The 22610-nt window shown below is 38.2% G+C and carries 10 protein-coding genes and 1 tRNA gene; 1 reads left to right on the top strand and 10 read right to left on the bottom strand.

The features are described 5' to 3' along the window. Positions 1-9: 9 nt before the first annotated feature. A complete protein-coding gene (locus ACLHG9_RS08570) occupies positions 10-13575 on the bottom strand; it encodes a gliding motility-associated C-terminal domain-containing protein (protein ID WP_410221085.1) in 13566 nt (4521 codons plus the stop codon). Between the two features lie 209 nt (positions 13576-13784). Here ACLHG9_RS08570 and ACLHG9_RS08565 point away from each other — a divergent pair, with 209 nt between their 5' ends. Further along, positions 13785-14273 (top strand): thiopeptide-type bacteriocin biosynthesis protein, encoded by a 489-nt coding sequence (locus tag ACLHG9_RS08565; protein ID WP_410221698.1) that lies wholly within the window; start codon positions 13785-13787, stop codon positions 14271-14273. Positions 14274-14275: 2 nt separating this feature from the next. Here the strand turns inward: ACLHG9_RS08565 and ACLHG9_RS08560 are convergent, their stop codons facing one another. The 9 genes from ACLHG9_RS08560 to rseP form a co-directional block, all read right to left on the bottom strand. Next, the gene (locus tag ACLHG9_RS08560) at positions 14276-14689 is read right to left on the bottom strand and encodes a hypothetical protein (RefSeq protein ID WP_410221084.1); all 414 of its coding nucleotides are present in this window, start codon (positions 14687-14689) and stop codon (positions 14276-14278) included. Next, complete coding sequence (locus ACLHG9_RS08555) at positions 14626-15393, bottom strand: alpha/beta hydrolase family protein (RefSeq protein ID WP_410221083.1); 768 nt, start codon at positions 15391-15393, stop codon at positions 14626-14628. The genes ACLHG9_RS08560 and ACLHG9_RS08555 overlap by 64 nt, the downstream gene beginning before the upstream one ends. 535 nt (positions 15394-15928) lie before the next feature. Then, the gene (locus ACLHG9_RS08550) at positions 15929-17323 is read right to left on the bottom strand and encodes a S41 family peptidase (RefSeq protein WP_410221082.1); all 1395 of its coding nucleotides are present in this window, start codon (positions 17321-17323) and stop codon (positions 15929-15931) included. Positions 17324-17694: 371 nt separating this feature from the next. Then, positions 17695-17777 (bottom strand) — tRNA-Leu (locus ACLHG9_RS08545). Positions 17778-17870: 93 nt separating this feature from the next. Continuing rightward, entirely contained in the window at positions 17871-18194 is a 324-nt protein-coding gene (locus tag ACLHG9_RS08540; protein ID WP_410221081.1) for a DUF3817 domain-containing protein, read from the bottom strand. 49 nt (positions 18195-18243) lie between these two features. Next, entirely contained in the window at positions 18244-19413 is a 1170-nt protein-coding gene (locus tag ACLHG9_RS08535) for a threonine synthase (RefSeq protein ID WP_410221080.1), read from the bottom strand. Between the two features lie 90 nt (positions 19414-19503). Next, entirely contained in the window at positions 19504-20406 is a 903-nt protein-coding gene (locus ACLHG9_RS08530; RefSeq protein WP_410221079.1) for a LysR substrate-binding domain-containing protein, read from the bottom strand. A 170-nt stretch (positions 20407-20576) separates the two neighbouring features. Next, positions 20577-21107, bottom strand: a complete 531-nt coding sequence (hscB, locus tag ACLHG9_RS08525; protein ID WP_410221078.1) for a Fe-S protein assembly co-chaperone HscB — start codon at positions 21105-21107, stop codon at positions 20577-20579. 86 nt (positions 21108-21193) lie between these two features. Beyond that, positions 21194-22594 carry an RIP metalloprotease RseP gene (gene rseP / locus ACLHG9_RS08520; protein WP_410221077.1) on the bottom strand — a complete coding sequence of 467 codons (1401 nt, stop codon included), beginning with the start codon at positions 22592-22594 and terminating at the stop codon, positions 21194-21196. Between the last annotated feature and the right edge of the window lie 16 nt (positions 22595-22610).

The raw sequence follows: 22610 nt of genomic DNA, 5'->3' as shown, positions 1-22610 counted from the left end.
TTTCCTCCTCTACTTTTTAAATGCTCTGATTAAAGTGATGTATCCTTTAAATACTTTCCATTCTGATCCACTGTTCTTTCTCACTTTTAAAAGATAATAGTATGTTCCTTCATTAAGACCGGTACCTTCCCAGCTGTTGTCATAATTCTTCTTAGAATATACCTCATTGTTCCATCTGTTTATGATAACCAGTTCATTTTCGGCATAGTTAGAAAGTCCACGAATTTCAAAAGTATCGTTAATACCATCTCCATTTGGAGTAAACAGGTTAGGTATGAGCAGTTCTTCACCTGCTATCATGGTAATTTTAGATACAGCTACGTTATCTGTTGGATTTCTGTCTGGCTGATCGGCCTGAACCTGTGCGGTATTTTCAATGTCCTGAGCCATGATAATCCTTGTTTTAAAAGTAATGCTTACAGTTTCTCCAAGTAGCATTTCTCCTACATTCCATGTTAATGTTCTACTTGAAGCATCATAAGCAGCTGTACCTTTATCCATTACCAGGTCTTTTGGCACATCAAGTGCTATCGGAATTACGTCTGCCATTTTAACACCTGTGGCTTTGTTATGGCCTTTGTTAGTTACCGTAATTCTATAAGTAATGTAATCTCCCGTTTTTAGATTAATTGTACTCAATGCCTCTTTTATCACAGCAATATCTGCATATTGTTCTACTGGTATTACTGCCTGAGGCTCCTGATAGATTCCGCTCTGAGCATGATTTACTGCCGCCACATTTTTAATTTGCTTGATTCCATTTACATCTGCTGTTACTTTAACTTTAAAGTTAAACAGTTTACTCTGGCCAAGTGCAAGATTGGTAGTCCAGTTCAGTTTCTTAGCCGTAGCATCAAAAACTGCATTTTCATTGGCAGAGTTGTCCACATAAGTGGTACCTGATGGAATAACATCTGCAATGCTTACATTATTAAGTACTGCTCCACCTATATTTTTTATTAATACCTGATAGGTCAATATTTCATTGGCATGTGCTACCTTGTCGCCTTCTTCATCTATCACCATTTTTGAACTTTCCAGTTTCTCAATACCGGTAACTACTGTATTTGATTTAAGTTCAGATGTACCTGGTTCTGCAGGAATAACACTTGCATAATTCTCTATGGTTGTTCCCACAGAAGCATTTACTTTTCCGGTAACGGTTATTTCCATTCCATTATTTCCGGCTGGTATATTAGCTCTTATGCTTAACTGATTACCAGTTCCATTAGCTCCGCTAATAATAGCTGCTCCTGAAACAGTAGTTGACCATGACACATTCGATATTGATGGAGGTACTTGATCTGTGATAAGTAGATTTAATGCATCGCTGGTTCCTTCGTTAGTGACTTTAATTTTATAAGTGAGATTCTCACCTATCGCTGTTCTTACCGGACCTTCTTTGGTAATTTTTATGATTGGTTTACGATTTGCTTCTGTAGTTACCGTTGATGTTTTTTCTGCAATACCAGATTCTGAAGGTGTGGCTTTAGCGATATTTACTATTGTACCTGCATAATTAGCCGGAACATCTCCGGTAATATCAATAACTATTGTATTAACTGGATTGGCCGGAATGTTTCCTGTTACATTAACTGCGTTTCCAGCACCATTGTTGGTCGTTACACTTGCATTGCCTTGTGCAACTGCTGTCCAGGTTACATTGGTTAAAGCAGCAGGTACCTGATCTGAAATAGCCAGATTCAAGGCATCACCTTTTCCTTTATTACTTACTCGTATCTGATAGGTTAATTTACTTCCTGATGTAATGCTTGCAGGAGCTGTCTTTACAATGTCTATTACAGGTTCTCTGCTAACTGTTGTAACTACAACCGAAGGCGGAACAGGTATACCTCCATTTGGTGTAACTGTAGCATTATTGGTTAATGCGCCACTAAAGCTCGCCGATATTACACCGTTGATTACAATATCTATTTCATCTGTAGCGGCGGTTGGTAATGTTGCAGTAATAGCTATATTATTACCTGTACCGCTTAAAGGCCCATTAATCTGTGCATTTCCTTTTAGGATTGCTGTCCAATTAACCTGTGTAACCTCTGTCGGAACATTATCCGTTATTAAGCTGTTAATAGCCGTGCTTGGTCCATTATTCCTTACTCTCAGGATATAAGTGATATTTTCTCCGGCTTTTGCTTTCTCGGGTGCAGATTTATCTAAAGTAAGCAGTGATTGTGCTTTTACTTCTGTTGCAACTGTTGCCGTACTTCCAGTTCCATCAGGTTCAGCAGGACTTACCATAGCAGTATTGACTATATTTCCCTGATAAGCCGGATTAACTGTTCCTGTTATTGTGATCTCCAAGCTTGTATTTACCGGCAAATCCGCAATTACGCTCACATTGTTCCCGTTTCCACTTTGCCCATTACTAATAGTTGCTCCATTCACTGTAGTTATCCAGCTCACGTTGCTTATTTCATTAGGAACAATATCTGCAATTACAGCTGACAGGGCATCACTCGGACCATTATTGGTTACTTTTAGATTATAAGTTATAATGGCTCCTGCTGCAATCTGATTAGGTCCTGATTTCGTAATTTTCAGATCAGGTTTAACCAGTATTTGGGTAATTACTTTTTCCGACACTTGTGGCGGGTTTCCTGTTTCAGTAACAGTTGCCATATTTTCTATCGTAGCCGTATTTACTGAAGTTTTTAATTTCCCGCTTATTACAATTGTTACTTTTCCATTAGCCCCAATGTCTGCTACGGTATTAACTGTATTTCCGCTTCCATTTCCTCCAGATTTAATGGTCGCATTTTCTGTGGTAGCAGTCCAGGTTACATTTTCTAAGCCACTGTTAACAAGATCCTCTATTAATGCATCTTTTGCCATACTTGGCCCTGCATTATTTACTTCTATCAGATAAGTAATGTTTGAACCTGCTGCTGCGGTTACCGGTCCGGCTTTTTTTATACTCAGAGCTGTAGTTGCAGTTACATCAGTAATTACTTTTTCAGATTTTATGCCATTTACTTCGGCTATATTTTCAATATTACCTGTAAAACTTTCCTTTATTTTTCCACTGATTTCTACAACCACATAGCTATTTACATCAAATGGTATATCGGCATTAAAACTGATGTTATTTCCTGTACCATCGTTCGCTGTAATTGTAGCATTTCCATAGGTTTTAGCTTTCCAGGTTACATTTTCTATATCTGTTGCTATATGATCTGTTATCAGCGCCGCTACTGCATCAGATGGTCCATTATTACCTATTTTCAGATAATAATTGATCTGGTTACCTGCCGTTGCCTTATTTGGTCCAGATTTCTGAATATATACCTTAGCATCATTAATAAGGTTACTGGCAACTTTTGAGATATTGTTAGCCAAGTTATAATCAACGATATTGGTGTTGGTAGGCATATCTATAGTGGCCTCATTGTTGATTACCTGAGCTGTCGTTGCGGTAGGTATATAGCCATTGATCTGGATGTTGATATAATTGTCAGAGCCAGCTTTCAAGTTGCCTTCCAAACGGATGTTATTACCATAACCCGAAGTAGCCGTATTGATGGCCGATGTTCCGTTAGCTGTAGCTTTCCAGTTTACATTTTCTATAATAGCGGGAACCAAATCTTTAATCACCACTCCATTTACGTCTAATGGCCCATTATTATAAGCTCTTAGATTATAAGTAATATTCTGACCCGCAGCAATTTTCTGAGGTGCAGTTTTCTCGATACGGATATCTGTACTTCCACTCAGTGCGGTAACAACCACACTAATTTTGGTATCTGCCGCAGATGCGACCACCGAATTCTCTATTTTAGTGCTCTGGTTTGGAACAACCACACCCTCTATTTTAATTTCTACCGCACTTTCTGTAAGGCCTGCTTTACCTGGTAAATCTGCATGTACTTCAATATTATTTGTTGTACCTGATGTAGGGCCATTAATCACAGCTCCGTTTAAAACGGTAGCCACCCAGCTATCTACCCTAACTTCATTTGGCACAAAATCTACAATTTTAAGATCGGTAATATTTCCGGCCCCTACATTGTTGACAAAGATTACATATGAAATAGGGTCACCAATATTGGCTTTATCAGGCCCTATTTTGCTTACCCTGAAGGTTGGATTGTTATCAACATTGGTTTGTACACGGCTATTGTTATTCCCTAGATTAGGATCGGTTATACTCGCATCTGGAATAGCTTTAGCTTCATTTACAATAAGAGTTCCATTGCTTAAAGAAGGATCTACCTTTCCTTTGATCTGTATAATCACTTCTGCTCCATTTGGAATAGTAGCTGTAAAGTTTACATCTCCGCTGCCATTACTCACACTCGATGTAGCACCTCCTTTGTTGGTAATTGTCCAGATAACATTTTGTAAGAACGGTGTTTTGTTTCCAGTAGGTCCATTCTCATTATATTCTTCATTTTTGGGAACCAAATCCTGTATAGCTGTATTTACAGCAGTACTTGGCCCTTGGTTAGTAATTTTTAAAGTGTAAGTAATTTCTTCTCCTGCGCCTATATTAGCCGGACCTATTTTTACGATCCTCAAATCTGCTACTTTTGATATATTGGTAATTACCTCATTAGAAACCGGAGACGGGCCTTCATTATCAGGTGGTAAAGTTACTTTGGCAATATTACTGATACTGGTAATGGTCGCTCCCTCATCTACCGTTCCACTAATCCTAATGATTATTTTTGATACTCCATTTCCTTTTAATCCACCTACAAACTGTACGTTTCCGGTGCCATTGGTTACAGAAGCTGTTGCTCCGTTATAGGTCTCTACCGTCCAAACCGGATTTTTAATAGATGCGTTTAGCATATCTTCTATTTGCAGGTTATTCTCATCACTTGGACCATTATTGGTAATCGTTAAGGTATAAGAGATCTGCTCACCTGCAACCGCTTGCGATGGCCCCGATTTTTCTACAATAACATTAGAAAGTTTGGTAATCTTGGTAATCGTTTCATTAGATGTTACCGGCGTTCCGGTTGGTGTTTTAACCGTAGCAGTATTTCTTATTTCTGTTCCTGTATAATCTGCTGCTACTTTACCCGTAATGGCAATTAAAATTGAATTAGCATTACCTGCCGGTATATCTGCCTGTAAAGATACACTCGAACCATTTCCAAGTGAACCATAGGTAACATTTGCAGCTCCTGTTACAGCACTCATCCATTTCACGTCTGTAATCCCGGCTGGTATAACATCTGTTATAGTTACACCGTTTGCATCACTGGGACCTGCATTTTTAATCAAAAGTGTATAAACAATATTCTCACCTTTATGTACCGCAGCAGGGGCCGATTTAATTATGCTCAATACGCTTTTTGTTTCTACTACTGTATTTACCGGATTAGATGGAATTTCCTGTCCAGGAGAATCGGGTGTAGTTGCTTTAGCAATATTGGTCAGGGTAGTTGATAATAATTCTGAAGGTATTTTACCAGTAATAGTAATGGTAACACTATTGGCTTGGCCACGTTGCAACTGCGCGATTACTGAAACGTTATTTCCTGTTCCATTGGCCATGTTTACAGATGAAGTACCTGATGCTGTAGCTGTCCAGCTAACATTGGTAAGCTGAGCAGGTACCAAATCTGTAATGGTCAGATCTTTTACATTTGATGGCCCATAATTAATTGCATTGATTACATAAGATACACTTTCTCCGGAAGTGGCCTTAGCTGTTCCGGTTTTTACCAGTTGTATATTGAATTTCTTTTCTACATTGGTAGTAATCTCATTAGATGGTACAGGTGTAGTTCCCGGTTCTGTTGGTGTAACTGTAGCCGTATTTTTGATCGTTAAAGATTTATCAGGTGAAAGACTTCCTTTTACAGTAATGGTTATCTTTCCTCCTGCTAATATATCGGCATTCATATTGATGTTATTTCCTACTCCCGAAGCAGGACTTAGTAAAGTTGCAGAGGTATTTGCTACAGCTATCCAGGTAACATTTTGAATTTCAGGATCGATATTATCTGCTATCAATGCACCGTATGCATTGGCCGTACCAATATTATCGACTACAATGGTATAAGTAATGTCTTCACCTGCACTGATGGTTTGCGGACCTGATTTGGTAATGGTTAAAGTTGGTTTTCTGTCAACTACAGTTGTAACAGTAGAACTTGCAGGAGTAGTTCCCATTTCAGCCGGAGTTACCGTAGCGGTATTCACTAATGAACCGCCAAAATTAGGTTTTACAGTACCACTTACAGTAATAATAATATTATTTCCCGCTCCTGCCGCAAGATCGGCTTGTAAGCTGATATTATTGCCCGTTCCTGATAAGGGCCCTAACAACTGCGCCATACCGCTTGTTGTTGCATTCCAACTTACATTCGTGATATTGGCATTTACAACATCTGAGATATTGAGGTTTTTAGCATCGGATGTACTTGTATTGGAAATGTTAATCGTATAATTAATTACTTGTCCGGCTTTTAGCGTTGCAGGACCAGTTTTAACAATAGTCAATACAGGTTTTCTTTCTGCTTTGGTTGTTACCGTAGCTTGTGGATTGGGACTGTTAGGTTCTGTAGCCGTAACGTTTACCTGATTAATAATACTACCATCAAATGAAGGATCAACCTTTCCTTTTACAATAAATGCAACCTTATTCCCTGATCCTGCTCCGATGTTAACCGTAGCATGCAGGGTATTTTGGTTTCCATTTGCTCCGTCTGTAACTGAAGCATTACCCGTAGCTACTGAAGTCCAAACAGGATTTAAAATGTTTACAGGAATATTGTCTAATATTTCTGCATTTTTAGCATCACTTGGCCCATCATTACTTACTTCTATGGTATAAGTAATTTCTTCACCAGCCTTTATAACAGCCACCGCAGATTTGGTTACTTTCAAACCAGATTGCGCAGTTAAAGTTGTGTTAACTGTGTTCGAATTTACCGGATTATTACCCTGTTCACTTGGTTTTACTGTAGCGGTATTGGTAATGGTACCTACAGCATTGGCATTGATTGTACCATTTATCGTAATTGTAATGCGACTGTTGGCGTTCATATCGGCACTTAAGGCCATTTGATTATTTACACCTGTTGCTCCTGTATGAATGGTTGCCGTACCTGAAGTTACAATTGCAGTCCATGAAACATTATTTATTACCGATGGTACAATATCGGTTATCAGTACATCTTTACTATTTGATGGTCCCTGGTTGTTTACCTGTACCGTATAACTTATTGGTGCACCTGCCACACCGCTTGCAGGACCATTCTTGGTTATAGTATAAGTAGCTGCGTTTATCACATTAGCAGTTGTTGTTCCATTAACAGGTGTGCTACCCGGCTCTGTTGGAGTTGCTGTAGCAGTATTGGTAATTACGCCTGCAAAATCTGCACTTACCGTTCCTGTTATTTCTATAATTACTTTATTGGTTGCTCCCGCAGTAATATTAGCCACACTGTTTAGGGCATTACCAGTACCTGTTGCACCTGATACAATGGTAGCACTACCCTGGGTTTTACTGGTCCATTTTACCTGGGTAATGTGACTATCTATCATGTCTGATATTTTTACCGCAGCCGCATCTGAAGGTCCGTTATTGCCAACTTCTATGGTATATTTGATTTCTGTTCCGGCATTTACAGTAGCATTTCCTGTTTTAGAAATATATACTCCTGAAGTACTGGTTAAGTTAGAAGTTACAGAAGAATTGCTTCCCGTACCACTTGGCTCTGCTGGTGTAACGCTTGCAATATTGGTAATGGCACCCTTCGCTGATGAAAGCACCTTACCTTTAATTGTAACTGTGATCTTACTTGTTGGGTCTGCAGGAAAATCAGCTGTAAGCTGAATTACATTACCGGTTCCCTGTGCCGCCGATTTTATTTTCGCCGTACCACTTTCGGTGGCTGTCCATGTTACATCAACAATGTCATTAGGTACATTATCTGCAATAATCGCATTAACCGCATTACTGCTTCCCCTGTTATTGACCTCAAGCGTATACGTTACATCTCCGCCTGCCGTTAAACCAGGCATACCATTTTTTACAATATCCAGAATTGGTTTAGCCGTAATTGTTGTAGTTATAGTGCTGGTATTATTACTAGGTACATTATCTGTAATATCAGCAGGAGGAGTTACTTTTACGGTGTTGCTCAAATCTTGTATCCTTGCGGCATCTACCTTACCTGTAATGGTAAGTGTGGTTTGTTCATTGTTTTTTAGATTTAAGCCTGTCCAGGTCTGATTGCCAGAATTGTAAGTTCCGTCTTGGGCTGTATAGCCTGTAACCGTAAATCCCTGAGGTAAGTTATCTACTACAGAAAGAATATCATTATTTAGGATTTGCCCAGGTCCATTATTTTTTAAAGTAATTACATACGACAGATTTTCTCCGGCTACAACTACAGCAGGATCTGACCTTTTTACAATTTCAAAATCAATAACACGTTTTATTGGCGTAGTTATCGATGAAGTATTATTCGATAGTAAAGGATCTGTAATCTGGACAGGAGGAATAATATTTACTGTATTTTGTAAAGTTCCCTTAGCATCTGCCGATACCATACCATTGATTTCCAATACTGCCGATTGCCCGTTGCTTAGGGTTAATCCGGTCCATTGTCCTGTTGTAGCATCATAAACCCCACTTTGTGGTACAAAACTACTTGCTGCAAATTTAGCCGGTAGAGTTTCGGTTATCTTTACCACATCCGTACTCAATAAGGCACTTGGACCGTTATTGGTTATGACAATTGTATATTTTAGACTTTCGCCAGCAACTGCTTCAGTTTTATTAGCAGTTTTAACTACCGAAAGATCGGCCTTTCTTTCTATTGGAGTAGTAATTGTAGAGGTATTGTTAGAAAGATCAGTATCAACTGTTCCCGATGGCGGTGTTACGCTTACTGCATTAGTGATGCTACTGCTAGCATTAGCAGCCACCTTTCCTGTGATATTTATTGTAGCATTTTGGCCTGCTGCTAATTGCAAATTCGTCCATTTACCAGTAACTATATCATAAGCTCCTGCTGATGAAGTTACTGATAATATAGTAAAGTTAGCTGGAAGGCTTTCTGAAACCGTAAGCGTTTGCGTTCCATTAAGGTCAGATAAACCCTTATTGGTTAATTTAAGAGTATAAATGATATTCTCTCCAGCTACTGCTTTAGTCAGATTAGCTGTTTTTTCTATTGCAAGATCATGTACAGGTGTAGGTGTTACCGTTATGGTTGTTATAGAATTCCCCGGATCTGGGTCTGTTTCTTTACCAGATATACTTGCTGTATTACTGTAATCTGCTGTTGATGCGTTGGCTTTTACTTTAGCTGTTATACTCAACGTTTGAAACACCTGATTATTTAGATTACCAATATCCCATATACCTGTTGCAGCGTTATAAGTCCCAACAGAAGGTGTTGCAGAAACAAAATCATAGCCTGGTTTTAACAGTTCTGTTACCTTTACGTTTGTAGCATTACTTGGCCCGTTATTTTTTGCTGTTACCGTAAATGTAACTGTTTCACCAACCAAAGGTGTTGTATTTGAAACAGTTTTAATTATAGATAGGTCAGCTGTTGTAGCGTAAGTTAATTGAACGTCATCTGCTGATGCTGCACAAACTCCATTACTAATGGTCCAGGTAAGTACCGCTGTTGTGTTTTCAGGTATGGTTACTTTTGTGGTTCTGCTATTTGGATTTTCAATAATTGCATTTCCACTTTTTATCGTCCATACCCCCGTTCCTGCTACAGGTGCATTAGCATTCATGGTAAACTCGCCCGAATTGTTCTGCACCATATCCGGACCAGCATTAGCCATGCTTGGTTTTTTGTTAACGCTTACAGTAACCACATTAGGATTAACAGATGTACACAATACACTGTTAATGCTTTTTTGAGCTGTTCTTCTAAAATAAGTATTTACTGTCAATGGTCCTGGCTGATAGGTAGCTGCATTAGCTCCGTTAATTACTGTCCAGTTTACACCATTTTCAGACTGCTCCCAAAAATAGGTTGTTCCGGCTTCTGCATTGACCAGAGATTTAATCTGCTGAGGAGTTTCACCTTCACAAATGGTCTGATCTGATCCGATGGTTCCTCCTTGTACAGTGGGTAACACATTTACTTCAACTGTAAAAGGCGTTCCAGAGCATCCATCTACAACGGGTGTTACCGTAAAAGTAACTTTTTGTAAAGTAGTGGTCGAATTATTTAATACCCCCGATATAGTGGCAGAAATACCGTTAGACACTATTCCTGTAACATTAGCTATATTATCCCTTACCCAGCTAAATTGTGTTGAGCCACTCGAATTAGCTGTAAAGCTAACAATTGCCATCGCATTGTTATTACAAACAGTCTGACTCGCAATATTAGCCGATCCTGTAATCAACGGTTTTACCGTAATGCTAACCTCTGTAGAATTTTGTGATGCGCAAGTACCACTTTGCACTACTGCCCTGTATTTAGTATTTACAGTTAATGCTGGAGGAGTATAAATTGTTGTTGCCTCAGAGCCTGGTATATCTGTCCATGAACCTCCGTTTTGAGAAGATTGCCATCTTAATACATTTCCGGTAAATCCTGATAATACCAAAGGCTCAGGTGCGCTGTTGTAACAAATAACCTGATCTGACGAAACTGTTCCCCCTACAGATGCTGGTGATTGGGTAATTACTACCGTTCCTGTTGCCACACCATTACAACCGCCCCCATCTTTTACAGATTTAATGTTAAAAGTACCATCTGTAGTAGGAATGATTTCATATATGTTATTATTGGTTGTAAATTGTCTTATTTCTCCTATACCATCAAGATAAGTTACTGTAAAAGGAGCTGTACCTTGTAAAGTAAAAGTTAATTTTGGTCTCACAGCACCACAATAATTCCCATTTACTGTACTCAATGTAGCCGTTGCTCCAGCTGATCTGGTAATATCAAATATGCTTTCTGATTTACAATTACCGTTTTTGATTACCCATTTTACACGTACCAGTTGACCTACTGGTAAATTGGTTACAGCAGTTTGATTTTGATTAGGTGTAGCAATAACAGCTCCATAGTTATTCCCTTCAAATTCCCATGAACCTACACCAGTAACGGGTACATTTCCTCTAAGATAGTAAGTATCTGTTGCACATGCTCCTACATTATCCTGTGTTACGGTAGCTGTAGTGGGTTTATTGTATAATATGGCTGTTGAACTTGCTGTAATACTACTTGTAACCTTAACTTGTGCAGTGTTGGCAAATTGGGCTGAAGTATTACCCGGCACAATAGTTACGGGAATAGAAATGACTGTTGAGGAAGCGCCGGCATTTAAAGCTGTACTCAATACAAATTTCATAGGTGAACCGGCCGTATAATTCCAGTTGGTCCCTCCTATAGTTCTCGTTCCATCTATCTGTAATCCGGCAGGCAACGCATCTGTTACTTCTACTGATCCGGCAGCAAAAACAGAAGTTCCGGTATTTTTAACAATAATATTAAAAGTATATTTTCCATCTGTGGGGCATGAATCTACTATTGTTTTTTCTATAGCTATATTTCCCTTTACTACAATTACATCTTCATCAGGACGATTTTTATCGTAATTGCTACCAGGTACAGTTCCATTACCATCCATATAGTTAGTATTACCATCCGTTGCATTTTGTGCAGGAGTAATTAGCCTCGAATTATCTGATGACTTTCTTGTAGGATCTAAATAATAAACCTGTGCTCCATTATGATAGGTTCCCGGTGTTACCCCCGATGAAATGTTGACATCTACTTTTATTTCGAGATATGAATTTCCCGGTATGGTAAATGAGCCAAATTCAAGATTAGCCGAACTTGTTCCCTGATTAAAAATAGCTGCCGGTGTAGTATTGTCACTTGAAGTTACTGTTGCTGATAAAAAAGTAAATCCTGCCGGCAAATCATCTTTTATCCTTACCCCTGCTGCACCACCATCTCCATTATTAGTGACCCTGATTGTATAAGTAATCGCCGAGCCTGAAAAAACAGGAACGGCTGGATTAGGTCTCGATTTATTGACTACCAGAATGGGTAAACAGGTTGCACTGTTTCCACCTATATAAGGAGGCAGATCTCCGGGATTAAAATTATTAACAAAACCCGCTGAACCTGCTGTAGCACCATTACTGTTAGTACTGGCCCCATCATTTATGGTTCCACTTACTCCCGGGTTGATATTTGTATTTACAATGGCATTGGGCACATAAAGGTAAATAGCGCCACCACTCCCTCCACCGCCTGGTCCGTGTGGTGTTGTAGTATAAGTATTACCCCCGTTTCCGCCTTTTGCCTGTATATTTAGATTTGCTGTAGGACTTGGTTCTTTTGTACGAATATAAATTGTACCACCAGCACCACCACCGCCTGCTCCATCAGCTGCACCGCCCGCTCTACCCGCTTCACCTCTTCCACCATTAGCTAAAACAATACCATTACCTACTATTTTATTGGCATTGATGATCACGATACCACCGCCAACACCTCCTTTTACACCTGAAGTAGCATTATTCGCGTCGCCACCGCCACCTCCACCGCCTAAAAAGAAACGACTTAAACTTGCTGGTACGGCCGCTCCTCCCTTACCTCCTGCCTGTGTCTGATCTCCTTGCCCTGAGTTCCAACCATATCCACCCGCTCCACCTGCAGTAATGTTGCCTCCACCTCCTCCGCCGGCATTATGATTATTACCACCTCCTCCGGCATTTCCTGGTGCACCTCGTCCATAATCGCCTCCGGGATAACCCAGCCAGGCAGCTCCGTTGTCCACTTCGTTATATCCATCCCACATATATCTTGGCGTACCTGCAACCCCCTCACCTTTCGTTGCCGCTTTATTATCATCTGTTGTTACATAAAGTGATTGGTTCAGATTTGCTATAGCCCTTACAGGCATGTATCCTCCCCTGAAACCAGTCATACTGGCATCAATTACATGGCCATTAAAATCTAAAGTACCTGCAACATCCAGGGCAATTACCCCACCCGCAGTACCGTTCCAAGGTACTGTTTTAATATCAGCTGATAAAGTCAGATTAGAATATTGCATTAAACGCACAATCTGGAAACGCTTCTGACCAGAAGTGGCCGTGGCATTTTCATTAAGGAAAGTATTTACCAGTCCGCCTGTACTACCCGCTCCTTTAAAATTCAGTGTTCCACCTGATAAGGGTACATCATTTAAGGCCACAACGTATTCATAAAAGCCTACATTGGCTATATTGCTGTAACCCGAACCATTATTTGAAGCCAAACCCGAACCATATTTAGCCGAATTTTCTGTATTGATGCCAGCTCCCTGCATTTGTATAATCAAAAGCAGATCGCCTTTACTGATCTGGGTATTACCAAAACTATATACTACACCACCCACAGTAAAAGAGCCCGGCACTGCTGAAAGTTCCATGCTCTTGCTTCCTGCCGGTAAAGAATAATTCCCCGGTTTTGAAGGAAAGAAAGTATTGTTGGGTAAAGTTGAATTTACCGCGCCATCTGCGCCTGGCGTGGCACAAATCTGAGAAAAAGCTTTCTCATTGATGAACAGCGTAAATAAGGCTAGAAATAAAAAAAAGCGAACGTAGATTTTTATCATACAACAAGCGTTAACAATTTAACTTAAAAAAACAGGGTTCGGTCATTAAGAGAATAAGTCTTTCATTCTCGAACGGAAGTAACTAATTAAGTATTTGAGATTTTTTTTACAACGCTTAATATCGTAAAAATGTTTTGACAAAGCAATATTTATTACTTTATATTTTATTACATATATAAAGATAGCATGTAGAATAAAGAGTAACAGCGCTGGAAGGAGAAGGATTTGAAAAATACCGCATGTTATTTGCGCTTAGAGGAATAGATTATTTGTTAGATGATTTTAGGCTTTCTATAGCTGAGAAGAAAAACTTATTGAAAGAAATTGCAAAAGCATTTTTGCAAGAGTTTGGCGGGAAATCTGTTTTAGAAAAACACATCAATAACAAATACCGAAATTATCAAAAAGAAATTTTTTCTCATCTCAACATGAAATTTGATATAGAAAATGAGATAGAAGATGCTGTTTTTATTTTTAACCAACGTTCTGAAATGAATAAGCAGGTTGTTAATTCCATATTCAAAAACATTAACCACAATATTGAAAAACGCAACGACTTATTGAGAAGCTATATACATATGTTTGTAAATCGTTTATTCATAAATAATCAAAGAAAGTATGAATTGGTAATTACTCAGTTTTTAGAAAGATATTATAGTTCTCAGTTTGCCATTTCACAAAAAAATAATATAACCTAGGTTTAAAAGCTTTCTAAATTATATAGCCATTTACCGATAATATCTAATATTTCAGGGTTAATTGTTTCCTTAATTTCGTTCGATTCTTCAGAGAGCCCAGTTTTACCCTGCTGCAACATATGGTTGATACCATGAAGCACGTAGATATTGGATTTTTTGTTATAATTTTTCTTCAGCGAAGCCGCCATTTTAGGTACATAGATTTTAGCATCAACGTTTAAGTCAAGATCCCCATTTATAATTAATACCGGACATTTAATCTTTAACAACCAGTCTTCCTGTTTAACTTGAGCAGCTTTATGAAATTGCTCACTTGAAAGGATATTCACTCTTGTATAAAATCCTTTTGCCATTACTTCTCTTTCTGGAACAGAAATCTTCTGCAATTCTTCATCTGCAATGCGCCTGATTTCCATTTTCCTCTTCTCATATGAAGGCTCATTGATTGTATAGTAGATCGATCTAACCATAAAACTGCTATCGACTTTCTGAGCTGTGGCCGAGCAACCAGCAGCTCTTTCATTAATTTACTTTGATGAGCTACAATATCATGCGGAAAGCTCTCTACAGCACCTGCCAGCATAATAGCGAAATAAGCATTTCTTTCCTCTTGACTAGCTATTTCTACCCCTTGACGAGCTCCGGCGCTATGGCCGATTATACCGATTTTGCTTGGATCTATAGATGGATGCTGCCTTAAAAAATCAAATCCAGCTGCAGCATCTGCTACTAGATCAGCCTCTAAAAGCTCACTCTGTTTTTTAGTACCAGCGGTTGATTTTCCTGCTCCCCGATCATCGAACCTCAGCGTAGCAAATCCATTTCTAGTCAGGAAGTCTGCTAACACCCACATGGTTTTATGATTGTAAAAAGGTTGATCACGGGTCACCTGTCCAGACCCACCGATAATTAACACTGCCGGAAAAGGCCCTTTTCCTTCTGGAATGGTAAGTGAAGCTGCCAAGCGAACCGCGGTATCTGTTTTCACTACATAAGAAACCTCTATGGATTGATAAGGAAATGGTGGTATGGGAGTTTGCGGTCTTTCCTGTCCACTAACGGTAATAAAATTAGTCAATAAAAATATTAGGGAAGCGATATTATAAAAAAGGGTTCTCATATCAATTGGTGGAATTTAATCAACAGCAAATGTTATTAGCAATACATTAGTAACCATAACATTTTCAAATGTTGTTAATCGCACTGATAAAAACCAAGTTTATAGACAGACAACCATAATTAGGCTATTAATAGCAAAAAAGGAAGATTAAAGATTTTAATCAAACACTTGCCATTTATTCTAAGTCGAAACTCAATCTTTAGCCTAAAAGCTTAGTTTGGCTATCAGATTGAAATAAATTAGGAACAAAAAAGCCGGAGTTAGAACTAACTTTGGCTCTGCACCCTAGCCGGATCAGATACGATCCAACTCAAAAAGAGCTTGTTACAAATAGCATCAATACCCGTATAATAAAAAACGAAATGGCAGGTATTTCTGACACTTACCATTTCTTTGTCTCCAAATTTTCTTAACATTCGATTTGACCAACAATCAAACCACTATATCTTTTAGGTGGAAATCCGTATAATGTATGCGATCGTTATAAAAGCTGGAAGTATTCTGAGCCTACCGAGCCTCTGCTCCCAGCAATGAATTATTTTTGATTTTCAATGATTTCAAATGCCTTTTTTAAAGCTTTGTCGCTCGTTGAATAAAAGTCTGGAATTACACCACAAAAATCTTTTTCATCAGCCCCAACATTATAATATAAGGTACTGGAAATTGTAAACCTCAAATTTGAGTTAGGTAGGTGCGTAGTTACTATATCTCCAAAGCTTTTAATCAATCCCCCTGTTTCTTCCCCTATTACCAGTCCTCTTTTATAGTATTTAAAACATTGAGCAAAATCTGCTGCTGAAGAATAAGTTTGCGAATTTACGAGCAGATATACATTGCCGTTATACCGAAATGAGTTCTCTTTGATCTTATTGTTGTCCACATAAAAAATATCAACTGTACCATTTTTTTGATTTAGGAACTCCAATTCCTCCTTATTTGGCTTTTTTGTGCCCATATTCTTTTTTAATCTGGCCTTATATAGTTGACTATTTTTTATAACAACCTTGTTATATTGCTTAAAAGGCTTACTCAAAAGATACTGTAAAAATTCATCTCCAACCTCTGACTCACCTCCACCGTTGTCAATCAGGTTTATAATTAAATTATTGATCTTATCATTCTTGATTACTGAGAACGCCGAATCCGCAAACTTCCGGAAACCGTTCCAGTCGAATTTTCTGAAATTAATTATTGCCACATTGTTTACTACCTCAAAATCAAAGTTAGATTTTTCATTATTGCCTTTGGAGGCATTTAGGTTAATTTTGCTGATTATTTCCGATAATCTTTTCTGTTTAATACCTTCAATTTCAATTAGCTTTATTTGATTTCCGAATTTGTATTTAACCCTATAATTTCCGTTGGTTTTATAAAGATTTTCTAAATAAAAACTCAAATTCTTAGCGCCAAATTCCGCTCTAAAATCAGGGGTTTCACCTGTATTGAGATTAACTATGTCTTCAACTATGCGCTTAGCTGATATATTGTTAATGCTAATTATTTCTGAATTGACAGGTATTAGTGACGGCAGGTTTGCTTTAGACATCCTGCAAATAATATATGGAGCCTTGGTGCTAAGGATAAAAGTATACGGCAGTTCGTATGGATTTTGTAAATTATAAAGTTCTTTCGGCACGGGCAAATCTGTGTGACCATCTTGTAATTTTGCAAGGAGAGGTTCTATTTTTAAATAAAAATCAATTACCGTTAGGTGTTTAGTCAATCCTTTTTTTACTAAAGCGACATCACTATCGAAATTTTCTTTCGGGTACTTATAGTACGGGTTAAGGTGTGTATCTTTAAGCAGCTTAACCAAGGTGTCAACATCATTGGTCATTTGTATAGGTGTTAATTTCTGTAACTGTTGCGACTTGGCTGAAAAGGATAACAATACCAGCAACAGTACAAAATTTAATTTTATAGTATTCATTTTTAGCATTTTTATTAAGACGGCTAAATACGCCATTTGGTTGCATACAAATATAGCATAGGGAAAAAAACGATTAATCTCCGCTTTAAACAACAGCTCTACAGCGGCCTTAAATCTGCTGTTTTCACACTTATAATCCGCATATTTGATAATACGGTCATTGACAAAGATAACTGCATAGGTAATGATAATTGGTCTGAAAAAAACCCCTTGCTTGAAAACGGTATATATTGGTTCGATCTTCGCCGAAAAATTCACAATTTCAGAAAATCAAGGTCGAACCGCGATCATCAATGAAGCCGAACTGCTTATTTATCAGATTAAAAGTAAGTTAGAAAACAAAAAAACCGGGATTAGAACTAATCCCGGCTTGGTACCCAGGGCCGGGATCGAACCGGCACGGTTTCCCACTGGTGTTTGAGACCAGCGCGTCTACCAATTCCGCCACCTGGGCGTTTCGCTTAAGCGGGACGCAAATCTAAAGAAACGTGTTCTATTACACAAATTTTATTTCATTATTATTTTTAGCAAGCTAACACACAGTACATTATGCAACTGCTGCTTCTTTTTTCAACTGCTTATCTACATAAAAAGGTATAAAAGGTAATAATGATGCAATAAACAAAAATACAACTTTAGTGATCTTCCATTTTTGTTCTTTCCACGCCATAACTAGGCATGCTACATATAAAACAAAGAGCAAACCATGTATCCAACCCACATATTTTACACCCAAGGGTAAATCGGCCCAGTATTTTAAAGGCATCGCTACAAACAACAACAACAGGTATGAAATCCCTTCTGTTAAGGCTACTTTTCTGAAAATATTTAATGAAGACATACGATAATGAGTTTGTCCAAAAGTAGCCATTGTAACTTACTTAAAGGAGTTGAATTGCCTTTTTGACAATCTATCAACCTTACTGAAAACTCATATTATCCAAGTATTTATAGGCCGAACCTGTGTTGAGCAATAACACCTTTTCATGAGGTAGCACTTGTTTCTTATCAATCAGTATTTTAAGCGCTTCGAGCAGCGCTGCTCCTTCAGGTGCCACCAGCAGGCCTTCTGTAACCGCTATTTCTTTCAAGCTCTTGCTAATAGAGGCTTCATTTACAGCTAAGGCATAACCGTTAGATTCAGATAATACATCGAGCATCATTTTTTCGGCAAAGGGACGTGGAACTGCTAATCCGTTTGCCATGGTAGCTTTTCCGTTATAATTAGCCGAATTAGCTTGTATTCCTTCAAAAGTAGCAACTAAGGGCTGGCAGTTTTCTGTCTGAACCGCAATCATTCGAGTAGGAACATTTTTTATCCAACCCATTGCTTTCATTTCTTCAAATGCTTTCCAAATGCCAATCAGGCCAGTGCCTCCTCCGGTTGGATACAAAATAACATCAGGTAGCTCCCAGTTAAACTGTTCTGCAATCTCGTAGCCCAAAGTTTTTTTCCCTTCCAAACGATAAGGTTCTTTCATGGTAGAAATATCAAAGAAATTCTTCTCTTGCTTAATTTCGGCAACTTTCTTTGCGCAATCATTAATTAAACCTTTTACTTCAACAAGCTTTGCTCCAAAAGCAATACATTCTTTTTTAAAAGCCAATGGGGTGTGCTCGGGCATCACAACGATTGCGCCCAGGCCCGCTTTTGCACAATAAGCACTTAAAGCACCACCTGCATTTCCGGCTGTAGGAATAATACACCCCTCTACGCCCAGTTCTTTTGCTTTTGATACTGCCATACTCAGCCCTCGAGCTTTAAATGACCCAGTGGGATTTAAAGATTCATCTTTTAACAGCAGATTTTCTAAACCTAATTTATTGGCCAGAGCTGAAAGCCTTAATACCGGAGTAAAACCTTCTCCTAAGCTCACCTTGTTTTTTTCATCTGATAAGGGCATTACTTTTGCATAACGCCACATAGACCTTTCATTCTGGTTAATTATGGAAAATGGAGATAATGTAGAAAGTTCAAATTGCACGCCAATAGGCGATTGACATACTTTACAAAAAGTGTTAAGCTCTTCTTTTTGATATGATACTCCGCATGAAGTACACTTTAAATGATAATTTGTAATTATAGACATTAGCTAAACTCTAAAGTTATGTTTATGAATTAAGGCTAAATTAGCCCAAAACAAAAACCTAAGCCAATATCATTTTAGCATAAACCATAACTAAAAGTTATAGTTATTTTTAGCAAACCTAATGAAGGCTTTGTTCATCCCATCGCTCTCTTCTCCCAAACGCTGCACAAAATAAAAATGTCTTTGAATAGTTAAATCCTTGATATTGATCTGGACCAGATCTCCCTGTGCCAACTCTTTGCTTACGGCCTTAAGTGGTAAAAATCCCAAGCTGTCATCTGCCAGTATAAAGTTTTTCAGTGCTTCTGTTCCACCCAGACGCATGCTTACATCCAAATCAGTTATTTTAATTTCGTGTACAGCCAGTGCTTCTATAATGGCTTTTAAAGTTCCTGAACCCCGTTCTCTCAGAGACAAGGGCATTTGTTTCAATTCTTCTAAACTGTAATCTCTTCGCTGTGCCAAATAGCTCTTGCTTGCACATACTGCCACTACTTTTTCGGTCATAAAATACTGGCTGTGCACATCAGACATCTTATCTTTTCCTTCAATAATAGCCAGATCTATTTCATGGTTGAGCAAAGCCGTCATCACATTTTCTGAGTTCCTGTTCAGTAAACTCATTTTAACCGCCTTATTCTGTTTTCTAAATGCAGAAAGTACCATGGGTATAACGTATAACGCGATGGTGGTACTAGCCCCCAGTTTTAGCTCCCCTCTTAACAGATGCTCATCATTAATGCTTCCAATATCAAATTCTATTTGCTTAGCGAGCGACAAAGCATCTTGCAGGTATTTCTGCAGTATTTTTCCGGCAGGGGTAAGTATAACAACACCTCTCTTACGCTCAAAAAGCGGTGTTTTATAATGTTGTTCTAAGTTATGAATATGCTTACTTATAGCCGGCTGACTAATAAACAGCACTTCTCCTGCTCTTGTAAAATTCAGGTACTTAGCTACTTCAATAAAAACGAGATGACCAAAGGATAACATTTGGTTAAATTATCAAAAATATAATTTAAGATACTTAATTAATATAATTTCAAGCTAAGGATATACCATTCTTTATCTTTACCCTAAACTTGTTTCAGGGTCTATCTACAACAAAAGATGCTGAAATAAATTCAGCATGGCGAAGCCTTGTTTAAGTTACCCCGAATAGGTTAAGGTTCAAGTTTAGCTAACCGCTCTTCTATTCTCTGTAGATATTTATTTCTGTAATAGATATCTTTAATTTTTAACAAACTGGCATCTTGCTGATCTGCTGAAGCCGATTCAAAATCTTGTGTATAGATCTCTAGTTCAGTATTTAACTTTTGTTCTATACTTTGCAGTTGAGCATTTATCTCTGCTAATTTCTGCGAATTGGCATCAAACTGCAAATCCATAATAGCTTCATTCAAATCCATCATCTCCATTAGAAAAGACTGCGGTAAGGTGTAATGGTCTCCTTCTGCAATAAGCTCTTTGAGCTCAAGAATGTATTTCAAAGTCTTTTTTGGGTCTTTCAATACCTGGAAAGCCTTATTATTAAGTGTAGATAGTTCTAATGCCTGCTCTTGTTCAACTTCGCTTTTGTTGATATAGAAATCGGGATGATATTTTTTGCTCAGTGCATAAAACCTTTGCTTAACCACCGCCTGATCAGGGAAAAAACTCAATGGAAGTCCATAAAATTCAAAATAATCCATCATAACAAATTTAAATAGGAAGACCAGATACTCGGATAATAAGTTTAGGAAACTCCAACCCGGTATCTGGTCTAAATTTAAAGATTATCTTATTTACCGAATAATTTTAAAATGTCATTTCCAAATGCAAATACCATTAAGCAAAGCAAAATCACAAAACCAACGATTTGTGCCTTTTCCATAAATTTATCACTTAACGGTTTACCTTTGATCATTTCAATCAGTAAAAACACAACGTGCCCCCCATCAAGAGCCGGTATAGGTAATAAGTTCATAAAAGCCAACGCCATAGAAATTAGCCCTGTTAAACGCCAGAATTTTTCCCAGTCAAATTCAGAGCCATATACCTGTGCAATACCAATAGGGCTGCTGATGTTACGGGCACTTACTTTACCTGTAATCATTTTCCAGATTCCTTTGGCATTATCTGTTATGGTGGTTATGCCTTTATGTATTCCTATAGAAAACGATTCGCCAAAGCCATAAGTAATGTGTTTACTTGGCAAGGCTAAACGCCCCATAATTATTCCAACAGTACCATCATTGGCTACTTTTGGCGTTAAAGTTAGTTCCTTTCCTCCTCTTAAAATATTAACTTCAACAGGTTTACCTGCAAATTTTTCGACCTCGCTTGTAAAATCTGTCAAATATTTCACCGCTTTTCCATTGATTGCTAAAAGACTATCGCCTTCTTTAAAGCCTGCATCAAATGCCGGAGTAGCTATCTTTACAGGTTCTTCAGCAATAAAGAATCCTCTTAACTTAGCAAAAAGTCCTTTTTTAACTTTAACATCTGCCGGACCATTTACTTTTTTAATTTTTGCCGCTACCATTTTAGGCATCACAAATTCTTCAATGCCATACTTGCTGATGCTGTTCAGAACGCTTTCAGGAATAGTCAAATCAATAGCCTTTCCTTCTCTTGATATGGTAAGCTTAGAACCCCCAAGTAAAACCTTAGAGCTTAAAAGCTCATCAAACTTGATTACTTTCTGTCCGTTAATAGCTAAAATTCTATCACCGTCTTTTAAACCTATTTCTCTACCTATAATACCTGGGTAAACACCATTTACCAACTGATCGTTGGGAATGTAATCTTCACCATATTTAAAGGTAACCATCCAAAAAATGAAGATACCTACAATCACATTTACAATGATACCTCCTAACATTACAATTAAGCGCTGCCAGGCAGGTTTTGCCCTAAATTCCCAAGGTTGTGCAGGTTGCTTCATCTGTTCGATATCCATAGACTCATCTATCATACCTGATATCTTAACATAACCGCCCAAAGGAAGCCACCCTATACCGTATTCTGTTTCACCTACTTTAAAGCTCACCAACTTTACGCCCCAGGCATCAAAAAACAGATAAAATTTTTCTACTTTAATTCCAAAAGCCCTTGCCGCTAAAAAATGTCCTAATTCGTGTAAAATAACCAGTATCGATAATCCCAGCAAAAGCTGGCCCGCCATGATCAATCCATCCATATTATAATTTTGTATT

The organism is Pedobacter sp., assembly GCF_046462515.1.
Classification (GTDB): Bacteria; Bacteroidota; Bacteroidia; order Sphingobacteriales; family Sphingobacteriaceae; genus Pedobacter.
Note: the sequence above shows the minus strand (reverse complement) of the source record. Positions and strands in the feature narration are given on the sequence as shown.

What these genes read in the sequence shown, in the direction of transcription:
- ACLHG9_RS08555 (WP_410221083.1), bottom strand. Translation starts at nt 15,393, where the DNA reads ATGAGAACCCTTTTTTATAATATCGCTTCCCTAATATTTTTATTGACT.
- ACLHG9_RS08550 (WP_410221082.1), bottom strand. Translation starts at nt 17,323, where the DNA reads ATGAATACTATAAAATTAAATTTTGTACTGTTGCTGGTATTGTTATCC.
- ACLHG9_RS08570 (WP_410221085.1), bottom strand. Translation starts at nt 13,575, where the DNA reads ATGATAAAAATCTACGTTCGCTTTTTTTTATTTCTAGCCTTATTTACG.
- ACLHG9_RS08540 (WP_410221081.1), bottom strand. Translation starts at nt 18,194, where the DNA reads ATGGCTACTTTTGGACAAACTCATTATCGTATGTCTTCATTAAATATT.
- rseP (WP_410221077.1), bottom strand. Translation starts at nt 22,594, where the DNA reads ATGGATGGATTGATCATGGCGGGCCAGCTTTTGCTGGGATTATCGATA.
- ACLHG9_RS08535 (WP_410221080.1), bottom strand. Translation starts at nt 19,413, where the DNA reads ATGTCTATAATTACAAATTATCATTTAAAGTGTACTTCATGCGGAGTA.
- ACLHG9_RS08530 (WP_410221079.1), bottom strand. Translation starts at nt 20,406, where the DNA reads ATGTTATCCTTTGGTCATCTCGTTTTTATTGAAGTAGCTAAGTACCTG.
- hscB (WP_410221078.1), bottom strand. Translation starts at nt 21,107, where the DNA reads ATGATGGATTATTTTGAATTTTATGGACTTCCATTGAGTTTTTTCCCT.
- ACLHG9_RS08560 (WP_410221084.1), bottom strand. Translation starts at nt 14,689, where the DNA reads ATGGAAATCAGGCGCATTGCAGATGAAGAATTGCAGAAGATTTCTGTT.